The sequence below is a fragment of the Kineococcus halophytocola genome, assembly GCF_041276425.1.
In the GTDB taxonomy this organism is placed as follows: Bacteria; Actinomycetota; Actinomycetes; order Actinomycetales; family Kineococcaceae; genus Kineococcus; species Kineococcus halophytocola.
The window spans coordinates 53,070-66,791 of record NZ_JBGFTU010000009.1 but is presented as its reverse complement, the minus strand read 5'-3'; the positions used below and the strand labels follow the sequence as shown (position 1 = coordinate 66,791).

The window sequence follows — 13,722 nt, the reverse complement described above, 5'->3', positions numbered from 1 at the left end:
GTACCCGGGTCAGGGACGACCGGTGATGAGGATGCTCCGCCGGGACTGCCGCGTCAAGGCGACTCCCCGGACTGTGGACGACGCGTCACCCGGACGCCCCTCCCCCGGCACCCCCGGCACCCCCGGCGGGCCCCGGACGCGGACAGGGGCGGCCGGACGGGTGTCCGGCCGCCCCTGCGGCGTGGTGCGCCCCGGTCAGGCCGGGGCGGGCATCACTTGAGCTCGACGGTGGCGCCGGCGCCCTCGAGCTGCGCCTTCGCCTTCTCGGCGGTCTCCTTGTTGACCTTCTCGAGGATGGGCTTGGGGGCGCCGTCCACGAGGTCCTTGGCCTCCTTGAGGCCCAGGGAGGTCAGCGCGCGGACCTCCTTGATGACGCCGATCTTCTTGTCACCGGCGGCGGCGAGGATGACGTCGAACTCGTCCTTCTCGTCCTCGGCCTCGGCGGCGGGGCCGCCAGCGGCACCACCGGCGGCGGCGACGGCCACGGGGGCGGCCGCGGTGACGTCGAAGGTCTCCTCGAACTGCTTCACGAACTCGGAGAGCTCGATGAGGGTGAGCTCCTTGAACGCGTCGATGAGCTCTTCGGTGCTGAGCTTCGCCATGGTGGCGGTCCTTCCTGTGCTGGGGTGATCCGCAGGTGTGCGCCTGCGGGCGGGTGGTGTGGTCGAGCTCGTCGGTCCGCCGGGTCAGGCGGCTTCGGAACCGACCTGCTTCTCCCGCAACGCTTCCACGGTGCGGACGGTCTTCGACAGCGGCGCCTGGAACAGCGACGCGGCCTTGGACTGGGACGCCTTGAGGACACCGGCGACCTTGGCCAGGAGGACCTCGCGGCTCTCCAGGTCGGCCAGGGCCGTGACCTCAGCGGCACTGATGGCGCGACCGTCGAGCATGCCGCTCTTGACGATCAGCTGGGGGTTGGCCTTCGCGAAGTCACGCAGACCCTTGGCCGCCTCCACCGGGTCACCGGTGATGAAGGCGATCGCGGAAGGGCCGGACAGCTGCCCCTCGAAAGCCGTGACGCCGGCTTCCTTCGCAGCGATGCTGGTCAGCGTGTTCTTGAGGACCGCGTAGGTCGTGTCAGGACCCAGCGCCCGGCGCAGGTTGGTGATCTGCGCGACGGACAACCCCCGGTACTCGGTGAGCACGGCGGCGTTGGACGCCTCGAACAGAGCCGTGAGCTGCTTCACGGCCGCGATGTTCCTGGGCTTCGGCACGGGTGCCCTCCTTCCTTCGTCTCGGGGGGGCCGGTCGGGCCCTGGACGCACGAAACGCCCCGGCGCAGGCGCGGCACGGGGCGTCGACAGTCGAGACTTCGAAGCTGATGCTCACCTGCGCAGGTCGCCCGTGTGCACGGGGCCTTCGGCCGCTCCCCGGAGGAGGCGGCGACCGGCGGTCTTCGGTACTCCTCCAGCGTACACGCCGCCCCGGGGTGCTGCCGACCACGGGAACGCCGCAGGGACGGGACCCCTCGGTGGGATCCCGCCCCTGCGGACGGTGCTGCCGGCCGCTCTCAGGCGGTGGTGGCCTCGCCCGTGAGGTTGCGGGTCAGGGCCGGGTCCACGGGGATGCCGGGGCCCATCGTCGTGGTGATCGTCGCCTTGCGCAGGTAGCGGCCCTTGGAGGAGGACGGCTTCAGGCGCAGCACCTCGTCGAGGGCGGCCCCGTAGTTCTCGACGAGCTGGGTGTCGTCGAAGGACGCCTTGCCGATGATGAAGTGCAGGTTGGCGTGCTTGTCGGTGCGGAACTCGATCTTCCCGCCCTTGATCTCCGTGACGGCCTTGGCCACGTCCATGGTCACGGTGCCCGTCTTCGGGTTCGGCATGAGGCCGCGGGGGCCCAGCACCTTGCCCAGACGGCCGACCTTGCCCATGAGGTCCGGCGTCGCGACGGCGGCGTCGAAGTCGAGGCGGCCCTTGGCCACCTCGTCGATGAGCTCGTCGCCACCGACGATGTCGGCGCCGGCGGCCTCGGCCTGCGCGGCGCGGTCACCGACGGCGAAGACCAGCACGCGGGCGGTCTTGCCGGTGCCGTGGGGCAGGTTGACGGTGCCGCGGACCATCTGGTCGGCCTTGCGCGGGTCCACCCCGAGGCGGAACGCGACCTCGACGGTCGCGTCGTACTTCACGGTGGAGGTCTCGCGCGCCAGCTTCACGGCGTCGAGGGGGGCGTAGAGCTCGTCGCCGTCGATCTTCTCGACGGCGGCGCGGTAGGCCTTGCTGCGCTTCACTGCTGCTCCTTCGTTGCGGGAGGTCGTGGTCGGACGGGCCGCGCGCGGCCCTGCCACTGGGGGACCGGCCGAGCGGGTGCTCAGTCGGAGACGGTGATGCCCATGGAGCGGGCGGTGCCGGCGATGATGCGGGCGGCCATGTCCACGTCCTTGGCGTTGAGGTCCTGGAGCTTCTGCTCGGCGATCTCGCGCACCTGGGCCTGGGTGAGGTTGGCGACCTTCTTCACGTGCGGCTCGCCCGACCCCTTGTCGACGCCGGCGGCCTTCTTGATGAGCTCGGCGGCCGGCGGGGTCTTGGTGATGAAGGTGAACGAGCGGTCCTCGTACACCGTGATCTCGACCGGGATGACGTTGCCGCGCTGGGCCTCGGTCTGGGCGTTGTACGCCTTGCAGAACTCCATGATGTTCACGCCGTGCTGACCGAGCGCGGGGCCGATCGGCGGGGCCGGGGTCGCCTGGCCGGCCTTGATCTGGAGCTTGATGAGCCCGGCGACCTTCTTCTTGGGGGGCATGAGCGATCCCTTCCTCGGGTGCGTGAACGGCCCTTCGGTGCCCGCGGATCGGGCGACGAGTGGTTGGAGGCCGTCGTCCAGTCTACGACGCCGGCGGCACCGGTACCGCCACCGAACGCGGCGAACCCCCTGACCCGGTGCGGGGCAGGGGGTTCGCTCGCGCGGGGCGCCTCAGATCTTGGCGACCTGGTTGAAGTTGAGCTCGACGGGGGTCTCGCGGCCGAAGATCGACACCAGGACGGTGAGCTTCTGGCGGTCCGCGGAGATCTCCGAGATCGTCGCCGGGAGCGTCTCGAAGGGGCCCTCCATGACGGTGACCGACTCGCCGACCTCGAAGTCGACGACCTTCGTCGGCGCCGCGGTGGCGGTGCCGCCGCCACCGGTGGAGGCCTTCTCCCCCGCCTGCGGCGTAGGGGTCAGCGCCGGGGCGAGCATCGAGAAGATCTCGTCCTGGGACAGCGGGACGGGCTGGTGGGTGTTGCCCACGAAACCGGTGACGCCGGGGGTGTGCCGCACGGCGCCCCACGACTCGTCCGTCAGGTCCATGCGGACGAGGACGTACCCGGGGATGCGGACGCGGCGCACGTTCTTGCGCTGGCCGTTCTTGACCTCGACGACCTCCTCCATGGGCACCTCGACCTGGAAGATGTAGTCCTCCATGTTGAGGGACGTCATGCGCGTCTCGAGGTTGGTCTTCACGCGGTTCTCGTACCCGGCGTAGGAGTGGATGACGAACCACTCACCGGGCATGCGCCGCAGCTTCTTGCGGAACTCCTCGGCCTCGTCGACGTCGCCCTCGCCGGGGTCCAGTGCCTCGCCCGGCGCCTCCTCGGCGGCCGCGTCCTGCGCCGGCACGTCGTCCGTCGGCGCGTCGTCCGTCAGCACGTCGTCGGCCTCGGCGGTCAGGTCGCCGGTCTGCGCGCCGGCCGTCTGCGCCTCGGGCGCACCGAGGGCGTCGCCCACGGGGGCGTCGGGGGTGTCAGCGGACTGCTCGTCGTCGGCTTCGACGTCCGCCGCGGCGTCGTCGCGGACGTCCTCGGCGTCGTAGGACTGGGTCGCGTCGAACGGCTCGTCCGACCGGTCGTCGTCCGAGGGACGACCCCACTGCTCCGACACGTGCTGACCTGCTTCCTTGGGTTCGGGACTGACGCGCCCCCAGGTGGGGCCGCGACGACGCTCGTCAGGACCCGAACACCAGCAGGATGAGCTTGCCGATGCCGTAGTCCAGCAAGGAGACGAAGAGCATCATCGCCACGACGAAGACGAGGACGACGCCGGTGTAGCTCAGCAGGTCCCGGCGGCTCGGCCAGACGACCTTGCGCAACTCCTCGACGACCTGCCGCAGGAACAGGACGAGACCGGTGCGCCGCTTGGACTCGCCGGGATCGACCACGGCCTTCGTCGTCTGGCTCACGTCGGCCGCCCCGCTCCTGTGCTCGCCTCCTGGGAACGCGGACCGGGAGGCCGGCCCGCGGGTGGTGCTCGCAGGGCAGGAGGGACTCGAACCCACAACCGCCGGTTTTGGAGACCGGTGCGCTACCAATTGCGCCACTGCCCTTCGCGGATCACCCGCCGTGAGGCGCGTTCCACCGCAGCGGTACGGGGACCGCCGGGACCACCATAGGTGACGGCGGCCCCGTGAGTCGAACCGTCCCCCCGGGGAGGGTGGGAGGATGACCCGCGTGACCGCGCAGACGAGTCCCCAGCCCACCGCCCCCGAGCAGGCCCGGTCGCGGGTCTCGGCCCGCGTCGGCGGCATCGCCGAGTCCGCGACCCTCGCGGTGGACGCGAAGGCGAAGGCGCTGAAGGCGGCGGGCCGGCCTGTCATCGGCTTCGGCGCGGGCGAGCCGGACTTCCCCACCCCCCAGGCCGTCGTGGACGCGGCCGTCGCGGCCTGCCAGGACCCCGCCAACCACCGCTACACCCCGGCCGGGGGGCTGCCCGCCCTCAAGGAGGCGATCGCGGCCAAGACGCTGCGCGACTCCGGGTACGAGGTCTCCCCCGGGCAGGTCCTCGTGACCAACGGCGGCAAGCAGGCCGTCTACGAGGCGTTCGCGGCGATCCTGGACCCGGGCGACGAGCTGCTGCTGCCGGCGCCGTACTGGACCACCTACCCCGAGGCGGCCCGGCTGGCCGGCGGGGTGGCGGTGGAGGTGTTCGCCGGGCTCGAGGCCGGCTACAAGGTGACCGTCGACCAGCTCGAGGCGGCGCGCACCCCCCGCACCAAGGCGCTGCTGTTCTGCTCCCCCTCCAACCCCACGGGCGCCGTCTACGCGCCCGAGGAGGTCCGGGCCATCGGGCACTGGGCCCTGGAGCACGGCGTCTGGGTCGTCACCGACGAGATCTACGAGCACCTCGTCTACGACGGCGTGCGCGCGGCCTCGATGCCCGTGGAGGTCCCCGAGCTCGCCGACACCACGATCGTCCTCAACGGCGTGGCCAAGACGTACGCCATGACGGGCTGGCGGGTGGGCTGGATGATCGCCCCCGCCGACGTCGTCGGGGCCGCGGGCAACCTGCAGTCCCACCTGTCCTCCAACGTCGCCAACGTCTCCCAGCGCGCGGCCGTGCAGGCCCTCACCGGCGACCTGACGGCGGTGGCGCAGATGCGCGAGGCCTTCGACCGGCGCCGCCGCACGATGGTCTCGATGCTCGACGCGATCGAGGGCGTGGACTGCCCGCTGCCGCAGGGCGCCTTCTACGCCTACCCCAGCGTCGAGGGCCTCATCGGCAGGACGTTGCGGGGGCACGAGATCACCTCCTCGGCGCGCCTGGCCGAGCTGATCCTCACCGAGGCCGAGGTCGCGGTCGTGCCGGGTGAGGCGTTCGGGCCCAGCGGGTTCCTGCGCCTGTCCTACGCCCTGTCCGACGCCGACCTCGTCACCGGCGTCGAGCGGGTCCAGCGGCTGCTGGCCGAGGTGCGCTGAGGCGACGTCCCCCCGGGTCCCCCGGTGACGGGCGCGCGGGCGGCACCATGAGGACCGTGCCGACACCCCGGGAGCGCTGGTCGGCCACGGGCCCGCAGAGCGCGGGGTCGTGGTGGGTGCGCAGCGTGCCCGGGTGGCACGGGGCCTTCGGCCTGTTCGTCGTCATCGCCGGGGTCGTCCTGCTCACCTCCCCCGACCCCGACGCCGGCCTCGCCGCGCTGGCCGTCGGGGTCGTCGCGCTCGCCTACGGCCTCCTCGCCGTGCCCGGGGCCCGTCGGCGCGACTGGCGGGCCCGGGCGTACCTGGCGGTCGCCGTCGTCGGGCTGTGCGGGGCCTACGCCGCCGACCCGCAGCTGAGCTTCCTGCTGTTCATCGCCTTCCCGCAGACGTGGTTCCTCACCGACACCCGCCGCGAGGGCGTGCTGTGGACGGTCGCGACCGCGCTGGCCGGGCTCGTCGGGATGGCCGCCGGGTACGGGCCCACGGTCGCCACGGTGGACATCGCCGTGTCCATGCTCGTGTCCGTGGGGTTCACCTGCGTGCTCGGGGTGTGGATCTCCTTCGTCGTCGAGCAGAGCGCGGACCGGGCCCAGCTCATCGCCGAGCTGGAGGCGACCCGGGCCGAACTGGCTGCGGCGCACCACGACGCGGGGGTCGCGGCCGAACGCGCGCGGATGGCCGCCGACATCCACGACACCCTCGCCCAGGGGTTCACCGGCATCGTCCTGCTCGCCGCGTCCGCGGCCACCCTCGCGCGGGAGGAACCCACCCGGCGGGCCCTGGGCCTCATCGAGGACGCCGCCCGGTCCGGGCTGGCCGAGGCCCGCACGCTCGTGGCCGCCATGAGCCCCGTCGGCCTGGAGGACGCGGACACGCTCGCCGAGGCCCTGCGCCGGCTCGCCGACCGGGTCTCGCGCGAGAGCGGCGTCCGGGTGGACGTCGTGGTGACCGGTCAGGACCCGGTGACGCTCCCGCAGGCCCAGCAGGTGGTGCTGCTGCGCGCGGCGCAGGAGGCCCTGGCCAACGTGCGCAAGCACGCCGGGGCCCGCCGGGCGCAGGTGCTGCTCTCCAGCGCGGACGGCAGCGCGTCCCTGGAGGTGCGCGACGACGGCGTGGGGGTCGAGGCGGCCGACCTGACCGGCGGGCACGGCTTCGGCCTGGCCGGGATGCGCCGGCGCGTGCAGGAGGCCGGCGGAGCGGTCGAGGTGGCCGGGCAGCGCGGGCAAGGGACCCGCGTGCGGATCGCCGTGCCGACCACACCCGGCGGGGACACCACCGGGGACACCACCGGGAGCGCGCGGTGACCCGGGTGCTGGTGGTGGACGACCACCCGGTCGTCCGCGGCGGCATCGAGGCGCTGCTGGCCACCACCGACGACCTGGAGGTCGTGGGCAGCGCCGAGGACGGGCTGCAGGCCCTGCGGCTCGTCGCCGCGCTGGCCCCGGACGTGGTCCTCATGGACCTGCGGATGCCCGGACTCGACGGCGCCGGCGCGACCGGGCGGATCCGGCGGGAGCACCCGTCGGTGCGCGTGCTCGTGCTGACCACGTACGAGACGGACACCGACATCGTGCGGGCCGTGGAGGCGGGTGCCACGGGGTACCTGCTCAAGGACACCCCGCTCGCCGACCTCGTGGCCGCGGTGCGCGCGGCCGCGCGGGGCGAGACGGTCCTGGCGCCACCGGTGGCCGCCCGGCTCGCGGCGCGGTTGCGGGCCCCGGCCCAGGAGACGCTCACCCCGCGCGAGCTGGACGTGCTGGGCGCCGTCGCCCGCGGGGCGACGAACGCCGAGATCGGGCGCGAGCTGTTCATCGGTGAGGCGACGGTCAAGACGCACCTGCTGCGCGTCTTCGCCAAGCTCGGGGTGGACGACCGGACGCACGCGGTGACCGTGGCGCTGCGGCGGGGGCTGCTCTCGCCCCCCGCGTGATGCGCGCAGGGGCGCGAGGTCGACCTCGTTGGCCCCACGCGGCCGATCATCGACCTCACGGGGCCACCGAGGCGTTCCACCAGGGCCCCTCCGACCCCGCGCGGAGCCGGCTGTGCTGGCAGACTCACGGAGCGTGATGCGCGCGGTCGAGACCCTCCCCAAGGCCCACCTGCACCTGCACTTCACCGGGTCGATGCGGACCTCGACGCTGCTCGAGCTCGCGCAGCGGCACGGCATCCGGCTGCCCGCGACGCTGAGCTCCCAGACCATGATCACGCTGTCCCCCGACGCCCGCGGATGGTTCCGCTTCCAGCGGCTCTACGACGCCGCGCGCGCCTGCGTGCGGACCGCGGACGACATGCGGCGCATCGTCCTGGAGGCGGCCGCCGACGACGCCGCGGAGGGCTCGCGGTGGCTGGAGCTGCAGGTCGACCCGACGTCCTACGCCGTGCACGTCGGCGGCATCACCCCAGCCCTGGAGATCGTCCTGCAGGCCGCGCGCGACGCCACGGCCCTCACCGGCACGCAGGTCGCGGTCGTCGTGGCCGCCAGCCGCGTCCGGCACCCGCTGGACGCCCGGACCCTGGCCCGGCTGGCGGCCCGGCACGCCGGGGACGGGGCGGGCACGGTCGTGGGGTTCGGGCTGTCCAACGACGAGCGGCGCGGGGACACGGCCGAGTTCGCCGGGGCCTTCGACATCGCCCGGGCCGCGGGGCTGGCGTGCGTGCCGCACTCCGGTGAGCTGCTGGGCCCGCGGCACGTCGAGACGACGCTGGGGGCGTTGCGCCCGGACCGGCTCGGGCACGGGGTGCGCAGCGGTGAGGACCCGGCGGTGCTGGAGCGGCTGGTCCACGCCGGCATCGCCCTGGAGGTGTGCCCGACGAGCAACGTCTCCCTCGGCGTCTACCCCGACCTGCCGCGGGTCCCGTTGCGGCAGCTGGTGTCCGCGGGCGCAACGGTCGCCCTGGGGGCGGACGACCCGCTGCTGTTCGGGCCGCGGCTGGCCGCGCAGTACCGCAGCGCCCGCGAGGACCACGGCTTCGACGACGAGGGGCTGGCCGGGCTGGCGAAGGCGTCGATCAGCGCCTCGCGAGCACCGGGCGCGACGAAGGCGGAGCTGCACGCGGCCGTGGACGACTGGCTGGCGCAGCCCGCCGGGTCAGCGGAACGGGCGACGCGGGACGTCCCGGTGTGATTGACTCAATGAGTTGATTCATTGAGTCCTGGAGGTCGCCGTGTTCGGACCGCTCGTCCTCGCCCTCCCCCTGACGATCCTGCTCCTCGGCGGACTCGTCGTGGGGTGCGTGCTGCTCGTCCGACACGTGCCGTCGAGGGACCTCACCGCCCCGGTGGCCCGGGCCCGGCGCCGGGGCACGGTCGTCGCCGGGACGGCGCTCGCCCTCGCGGTCGCGCTGCTCGTCGCCGGTCTCGCCCTGCCCCCGACCTCCCTGCCCCGCACGCAGCTCGTGGCCGTCGCACCGCTGGCCGCGGCCGCCCTGCACGCCGGGGTCCTCCTGGCCGGCGAGCTCACCTGGCCGCGGCCGGCGCAGCGGCTGCGGTCCGCGCGACTGGTCGTGCGGACCGTCCGGCAGGACGCCCCGCGCGGGCTGGTCGTGCTGTTCGCCGTGGCCGGCGGGCTGCTCTGGGCCGTCTGCGTCGCCGGCACGGCGCTCGCCGACGACTCCGGCCGGGCGATCTCCGTGCACGACGCCGTGAGCTCGGCCAGCGCCAGCCCCTTCCCCGGCGCCCACTACGCGGCCCCGATCGCCCTCGCGTCCGCCCTGGCCGTCGTCCTCACCGTGGCCGTCCTCCTCCAGGTCCCCCGGCGACCGGCCGTCCCCGCCGCCGACGCGGCGACGGACGGGACGCTGCGCCGGGCCGCCGCCCACCGCGCCCTGCGGGTCACGACGGCGGCGCTGCTGGCGACCACCGCGGCCCTGGTCGTCGTGGGCGGGACCGCCGCGCACCGGGTGGGCGGGTCCTGGAGCGTCGAGGTGAGCGGTCGCGTGGTGGAGGGGGGCACGGGCCTGTCGCCCGTCCTCGACGCCGTCTCGGCGGGCGTCGCGCTGGCGGGCGTCCCGCTGCTGCTCCTGGCCCTGGCGGTCCTGCTCGTCCCGGCGCGCGGACTGCCGCGGGCGGCCCCGGCGACGGTGCCGGCGTGAGCGAGCTGCGCGTCCTCGTCGACACGGCCTCGGCCGTCCCGGCCTACGAGCAGCTGCGCGAGCAGGTCACGACCCTCGTGACGACCGGTGCGCTGCGCGAGGGCGACCGGCTCCCCGCGGCGCGGGCGCTCGCGGCGGACCTCGGCCTGGCCGTGGGGACGGTGCAGCGGGCCTACCGGGAGCTCGAACTCGTCGGCACGGTCGTCTCCCGGCGGCGGACGGGGACCGTCGTCGCGGCCGGGGTGAGCGTGGAGGAGGACGTGCGGTGGGCCGCGGAGGGGTTCGTGGAGCGGGCCCTCAGCTCGGGGCTGACCCCCGACCAGGCGCTGGACGTCGTGCGCGCGGCCCTGGACTCGGTGGGCCGGTCCCGGCGCACCGTCGGCTGAACCCCGTCGGCTGAGCCCCGTCAGTCCAGCGAGGCCCCCACCAGCACGGGCTCGTTGACGAGCCGCACGCCGAACGCCTGCTCGACACCGTCGGCCACCGTCCGGGCCAGGTCCAGGAGGTCGGTGGCGGTCGCGGACCCGCGGTTGGTCAGGGCCAGGGTGTGCTTGGTCGACAGGGTCGCCGGGCCGGGGGCGCCGAAACCCTTGCCGAACCCGGCGCGGTCGATGAGCCAGGCCGCGGACGTCTTGACCAGGCCGCCGTCGGCCGGGAACCGCGGGGCGTCGGCGGGCAGGGCGTCGGCCTGGTCCGGGGCCAGCACGGGGTTGGTGAAGAACGACCCCGCGCTCCAGGTGTCGTGGTCGCTGCGGTCGTCCGGGTCCCAGACCATCCCCTTGCCCGCCCGCAGCTCCAGCACCGCGCGGCGGACGTCGCGGGCCGGGGCCAGGTCGCCCACCTGCACGCCGAGGCGACGGGCCAGTTCGGGGTAGCGCACCGGCGAGCCGTGCGCGCGCAGCGGGAACTGGAAGGTGACGGCCAGGACGACGTAGCGGCTCTCGGGGTGCGCACCGTGCAGGGCCACGCGCGAGCGCTTCAGCAGCGACGTGCGGTAGCCGAACTCCAGCTCGGCCGCGACGAAGGTGCGCTGCCGGCGCTCGACCCGGTCCCAGGTGCGGACGGTCTCGACCGTCTGGGCGATGTCCTGGCCGTAGGCGCCGACGTTCTGCACGGGGGTCGCCCCGACGCTGCCGGGGATGCCGGACAGGGCCTCGACCCCGGCCCAGCCGCGCTCGACGGCCGTGGCGACGAAGTCGTCGAACGTGTGACCGGCGGCGACGGTGACGATCCCGCCCCCGCAGGCGTCCTCCGAGGCCACCTGCAGACCCTCGGTGGCGACGTGGACGACGGTGCCGTCGAAGCCGGTGTCCGCGACGAGGAGGTTGGACCCCCCGGCCAGCAGGAGCAGCGGCTCCCCGGCGTCGTCGGCCTCCCGGACGGCCGTCACCAGCTCCGCCTCGGTGCGGGCCCGGACGAGGCGGCGGGCCGGTCCCCCGACGCGCAGGGTGGTGAGGTCGGCGAGCGTGGTGGTCACGAGGACAGCTTGCCCTCCGGGCGGCGGCGGGCCGAGCCGAGGGCGGTGCCCTCGGCGTGCGGGGCGGCGGCCGAGGCGACGAACAGCCCCACGACGGCGGCGACGGCCGCGGCGGTCACCGCGGTCGTGACCCCGACGTGGTCGGCCAGCAGCCCCAGCAGCGGCGGACCGGCGAGGAAGGCGGCGTAGCCCACGGAGGAGACCACGCTGACCCGGACGGCGGCGTTGACCTCCTGGTCCCCGGCCGCGCTCATGCCCGTGGGGAAGCCCAGGGCCGTGCCCAGCCCCCACAGCAGGGCCCCGGCCATCGCCACGCCCACGGTCGGGGACAGCACGAAGGTGGCGATGCCGACGGCCGCGACCGCGGCGCTGGTGCGCAGGGTCCGGACCCGTCCGAACGTCTCCAGCAGCCAGGGGCCGCTGAGCCGGCCCACGGTCATGGCGACGACGAAGACGGTGAAGCCCGCCACGCCCACCGAGTGGGCGGCGTCGTGGCCGTCGACGATGCCCAGGGCCAGCCAGTCGTTGGCGGTCCCCTCGACGAAGGCCGTGCACAGCACCAGGACGCCGATGACGAGGGTGCGCGGCTCCCGCCAGGCCTGGCGCAGGGTGATGCTGCCCGCGGGCCGTTCCCGCCCCTCCCCCGGCACGGCCGCACCCGCGAGGTAGGAGCGGGTGGTGACCGCCGTCCCCGCGACCGCCAGGACGGCGACCCCCGCCAGGTGGGCCCAGGTCGGGACGCCGAACCGCAGCAGCAGGACCCCGAGACCGGCGGAGACCACCGTCCCCAGGCTCCACGCGGCGTGGAAGCGGGACATGATCGAGCGGTCCAGCCGCCGCTCGACGGCCGAGCCCTCGACGTTCATCGCGACGTCCCAGCTCGCCGTGCCGGCGCCGGCGACGAACAACCCCAGGGCGGCCGGGGCGAGGAGCCCGGCGCCGTCGACCGAGGCGGCCACGACCGCCAGCCCCGCCGCGACGGCCACCGCCCCCAGGAACACCGTGCGGGCCGGCCCGACGCGGAGCACGACGGCCCCGGCCAGCGGCATCGCGACGACCGAGCCGAGGGAGAACGCCAGCAGCAGGAGGCTCATGCCGCCGTTGGACAGCCCGAGGGTGTCGCGGACCGAGGGGATGCGGGACACCCACGCCGACATGAAGACGCCGTTGAGGACGAACGTCGCGTGCACGGCCGTCCGCGCCCGCAGGGCCGCGGTGGCGGGGGCGAGCGGGGTGGCCGGGGCGGTCACCGGAGCGCGACGACGGCGCGCGCCCGGGTGAGGACCTTCTCGTCCCCGCTGGTGACGACCAGGTCGACCTCGGCGGTGCCGGCGGCCGCGTCGAGCCCGACGACGGTGCCGGCGACCTCGACCACGGCCGGGGCCCCGGCCGGCACGACGACCGGGGCGGTGAACTTCGTGCCGTAGGACAGGACCCGGGCGGGGTCGCCGACCCAGTCGGCCACGACGGTGCCCGCCAGGCCCATCGTCAGCATCCCGTGGGCGATGACGTCGGGCAGCCCGACCGACCGGGCCGTCGCCTCGTCGAGGTGGATGGGGTTGCGGTCCCCGGAGGCCTCGGCGTAGGCGCGCAGGTCCTCGCGGGACAGCTCGTAGCGGGCGGTCGGCAGCTCGGTGCCGACCTCGACGCGCTCGTCGGTGCTCACGCGGGGACCTCCGCCTCGGGGGCCGCCTCGGGGGCGCGCACGACGAGCATCGAGACCACCGTGGTCAGCGGGGTGCCGTCGGCGAGGGTGAGCTCGGTGCGGGTGGTGACCATCGCGTTGCCGCGCACGACGCGGACGCGGTCGACGTGCAGCTCGGCGGCCACCTCGTCGCCGGCCACGATCGGGCGGTGGTGGGTGAAGCGCTCCTCGCCGTGCACGACGCGGGAGAAGTCGATGCCCGCGGCCGGGTCGGCGACGAACTGCTGCTCGGCGGCCTGGGCGAGGGTGACGGCGAACGTCGGGGGGGCGACCACGTCGGCGTGTCCGACCGCCCGCGCCGCGCCGGCGTCGTGGTGGCTGGGGTGGGCCGCCCGCACGGCCCGGGCGAAGGCCCGGACCGCGTCGGCGGTCACCAGGGTCGTTCCGGTGGACGGGTAGACGCGCCCCGCGAAGGACTCGTCGACGGTGACGGTCACGGCGGTGCGGCTCCCCTCCCGGGACGAGAGGGTCAGCGGGTCTCGCGGTGCGTGGTCTTGCGGCCGCAGCGCGGGCAGAACTTCGCCAGGTCCAGGCGGTCGGGGTCGTTCCGCCGGTTCTTCTTCGTGATGTAGTTCCGCTCCTTGCACTCGGTGCAAGCCATGGTGATCTTCGGGCGGACGTCGGTGGTCTTGGCCACGGCGGGTGCCTCTTCCTCGGTCTCTGCGACTGCGTGTCGTCAACTGCGGGCGGTGTCCAGGACTGCTCCGCCGAACTGCCTACCAGGGTACGCGATGCGCGCACGCCGCCCGGACGCGCGACGAGCGGCCACCGGATCGGTGACC

17 protein-coding genes and 1 tRNA gene are annotated in these 13,722 nt (G+C 74.6%); 6 read left to right on the top strand and 12 right to left on the bottom strand.

The window, feature by feature from the left end:
* Window positions 1-212 precede the first annotated feature (212 nt).
* The 7 genes from rplL to AB2L27_RS09425 form a co-directional block, all read right to left on the bottom strand.
* Complete coding sequence (gene rplL / locus AB2L27_RS09455; protein WP_370441227.1) at window positions 213-602, bottom strand: 50S ribosomal protein L7/L12; 390 nt, start codon at window positions 600-602, stop codon at window positions 213-215.
* 84 nt (window positions 603-686) lie between these two features.
* On the bottom strand, window positions 687-1,214 hold the full coding sequence (gene rplJ / locus AB2L27_RS09450) for a 50S ribosomal protein L10 (RefSeq protein WP_370441226.1): 528 nt from the start codon (window positions 1,212-1,214) through the stop codon (window positions 687-689).
* Window positions 1,215-1,510: 296 nt separating this feature from the next.
* Window positions 1,511-2,227, bottom strand: coding sequence for a 50S ribosomal protein L1 (gene rplA, locus AB2L27_RS09445; RefSeq protein ID WP_370441225.1), 717 nt, complete (start codon window positions 2,225-2,227; stop codon window positions 1,511-1,513).
* A gap of 80 nt (window positions 2,228-2,307) precedes the next feature.
* Window positions 2,308-2,739, bottom strand: a complete 432-nt coding sequence (gene rplK, locus AB2L27_RS09440; RefSeq protein WP_367636821.1) for a 50S ribosomal protein L11 — start codon at window positions 2,737-2,739, stop codon at window positions 2,308-2,310.
* Window positions 2,740-2,910: 171 nt separating this feature from the next.
* A complete protein-coding gene (gene nusG, locus AB2L27_RS09435) occupies window positions 2,911-3,855 on the bottom strand; it encodes a transcription termination/antitermination protein NusG (RefSeq protein ID WP_370441224.1) in 945 nt (314 codons plus the stop codon).
* 64 nt (window positions 3,856-3,919) lie between these two features.
* Window positions 3,920-4,153 carry a preprotein translocase subunit SecE gene (secE, locus tag AB2L27_RS09430; protein ID WP_370441223.1) on the bottom strand — a complete coding sequence of 78 codons (234 nt, stop codon included), beginning with the start codon at window positions 4,151-4,153 and terminating at the stop codon, window positions 3,920-3,922.
* Between the two features lie 71 nt (window positions 4,154-4,224).
* Window positions 4,225-4,297 (bottom strand) — tRNA-Trp (locus tag AB2L27_RS09425).
* 115 nt (window positions 4,298-4,412) lie between these two features.
* Between AB2L27_RS09425 and AB2L27_RS09420 the strand changes: the two genes are divergently transcribed.
* From AB2L27_RS09420 to AB2L27_RS09395, 6 genes are all read left to right on the top strand, one after another.
* Complete coding sequence (locus AB2L27_RS09420) at window positions 4,413-5,666, top strand: pyridoxal phosphate-dependent aminotransferase (protein WP_370441222.1); 1,254 nt, start codon at window positions 4,413-4,415, stop codon at window positions 5,664-5,666.
* A gap of 56 nt (window positions 5,667-5,722) precedes the next feature.
* The gene (locus AB2L27_RS09415) at window positions 5,723-6,970 is read left to right on the top strand and encodes a sensor histidine kinase (protein ID WP_370441221.1); all 1,248 of its coding nucleotides are present in this window, start codon (window positions 5,723-5,725) and stop codon (window positions 6,968-6,970) included.
* Window positions 6,967-7,596 (top strand): response regulator transcription factor, encoded by a 630-nt coding sequence (locus AB2L27_RS09410; protein WP_370441220.1) that lies wholly within the window; start codon window positions 6,967-6,969, stop codon window positions 7,594-7,596. Before AB2L27_RS09415 ends, AB2L27_RS09410 begins: the two co-directional genes overlap by 4 nt.
* A 136-nt stretch (window positions 7,597-7,732) precedes the next feature.
* Complete coding sequence (locus AB2L27_RS09405; protein WP_370441318.1) at window positions 7,733-8,791, top strand: adenosine deaminase; 1,059 nt, start codon at window positions 7,733-7,735, stop codon at window positions 8,789-8,791.
* Between the two features lie 40 nt (window positions 8,792-8,831).
* Window positions 8,832-9,758, top strand: a complete 927-nt coding sequence (locus AB2L27_RS09400; RefSeq protein WP_370441219.1) for a hypothetical protein — start codon at window positions 8,832-8,834, stop codon at window positions 9,756-9,758.
* Window positions 9,755-10,144: a GntR family transcriptional regulator gene (locus AB2L27_RS09395; RefSeq protein ID WP_370441218.1), complete on the top strand. Its 390-nt coding sequence runs from the start codon at window positions 9,755-9,757 to the stop codon at window positions 10,142-10,144. Before AB2L27_RS09400 ends, AB2L27_RS09395 begins: the two co-directional genes overlap by 4 nt.
* 20 nt (window positions 10,145-10,164) lie before the next feature.
* Here the strand turns inward: AB2L27_RS09395 and AB2L27_RS09390 are convergent, their stop codons facing one another.
* From AB2L27_RS09390 to rpmG, 5 genes are read right to left on the bottom strand one after another with little or no spacing between them, the layout of a single operon-like run.
* A complete protein-coding gene (locus AB2L27_RS09390) occupies window positions 10,165-11,235 on the bottom strand; it encodes a UDP-N-acetylmuramate dehydrogenase (protein WP_370441217.1) in 1,071 nt (356 codons plus the stop codon).
* On the bottom strand, window positions 11,232-12,485 hold the full coding sequence (locus tag AB2L27_RS09385) for an MFS transporter (protein WP_370441216.1): 1,254 nt from the start codon (window positions 12,483-12,485) through the stop codon (window positions 11,232-11,234). Before AB2L27_RS09385 ends, AB2L27_RS09390 begins: the two co-directional genes overlap by 4 nt.
* Window positions 12,482-12,901, bottom strand: coding sequence for a MaoC/PaaZ C-terminal domain-containing protein (locus AB2L27_RS09380; protein ID WP_370441215.1), 420 nt, complete (start codon window positions 12,899-12,901; stop codon window positions 12,482-12,484). The genes AB2L27_RS09385 and AB2L27_RS09380 overlap by 4 nt, the downstream gene beginning before the upstream one ends.
* Window positions 12,898-13,377 (bottom strand): FAS1-like dehydratase domain-containing protein, encoded by a 480-nt coding sequence (locus tag AB2L27_RS09375; RefSeq protein WP_370441214.1) that lies wholly within the window; start codon window positions 13,375-13,377, stop codon window positions 12,898-12,900. The genes AB2L27_RS09380 and AB2L27_RS09375 overlap by 4 nt, the downstream gene beginning before the upstream one ends.
* A 32-nt stretch (window positions 13,378-13,409) precedes the next feature.
* Complete coding sequence (gene rpmG / locus AB2L27_RS09370; protein ID WP_369055894.1) at window positions 13,410-13,577, bottom strand: 50S ribosomal protein L33; 168 nt, start codon at window positions 13,575-13,577, stop codon at window positions 13,410-13,412.
* Window positions 13,578-13,722 lie beyond the last annotated feature (145 nt).

Bases quoted from the DNA above. Each gene is read 5' to 3' on its own strand.
- rplL (WP_370441227.1), bottom strand. From the start codon at position 602: ATGGCGAAGCTCAGCACCGAAGAGCTCATCGACGCGTTCAAGGAGCTC.
- rplK (WP_367636821.1), bottom strand. From the start codon at position 2,739: ATGCCCCCCAAGAAGAAGGTCGCCGGGCTCATCAAGCTCCAGATCAAG.
- AB2L27_RS09405 (WP_370441318.1), top strand. From the start codon at position 7,733: ATGCGCGCGGTCGAGACCCTCCCCAAGGCCCACCTGCACCTGCACTTC.
- AB2L27_RS09420 (WP_370441222.1), top strand. From the start codon at position 4,413: ATGACCCGCGTGACCGCGCAGACGAGTCCCCAGCCCACCGCCCCCGAG.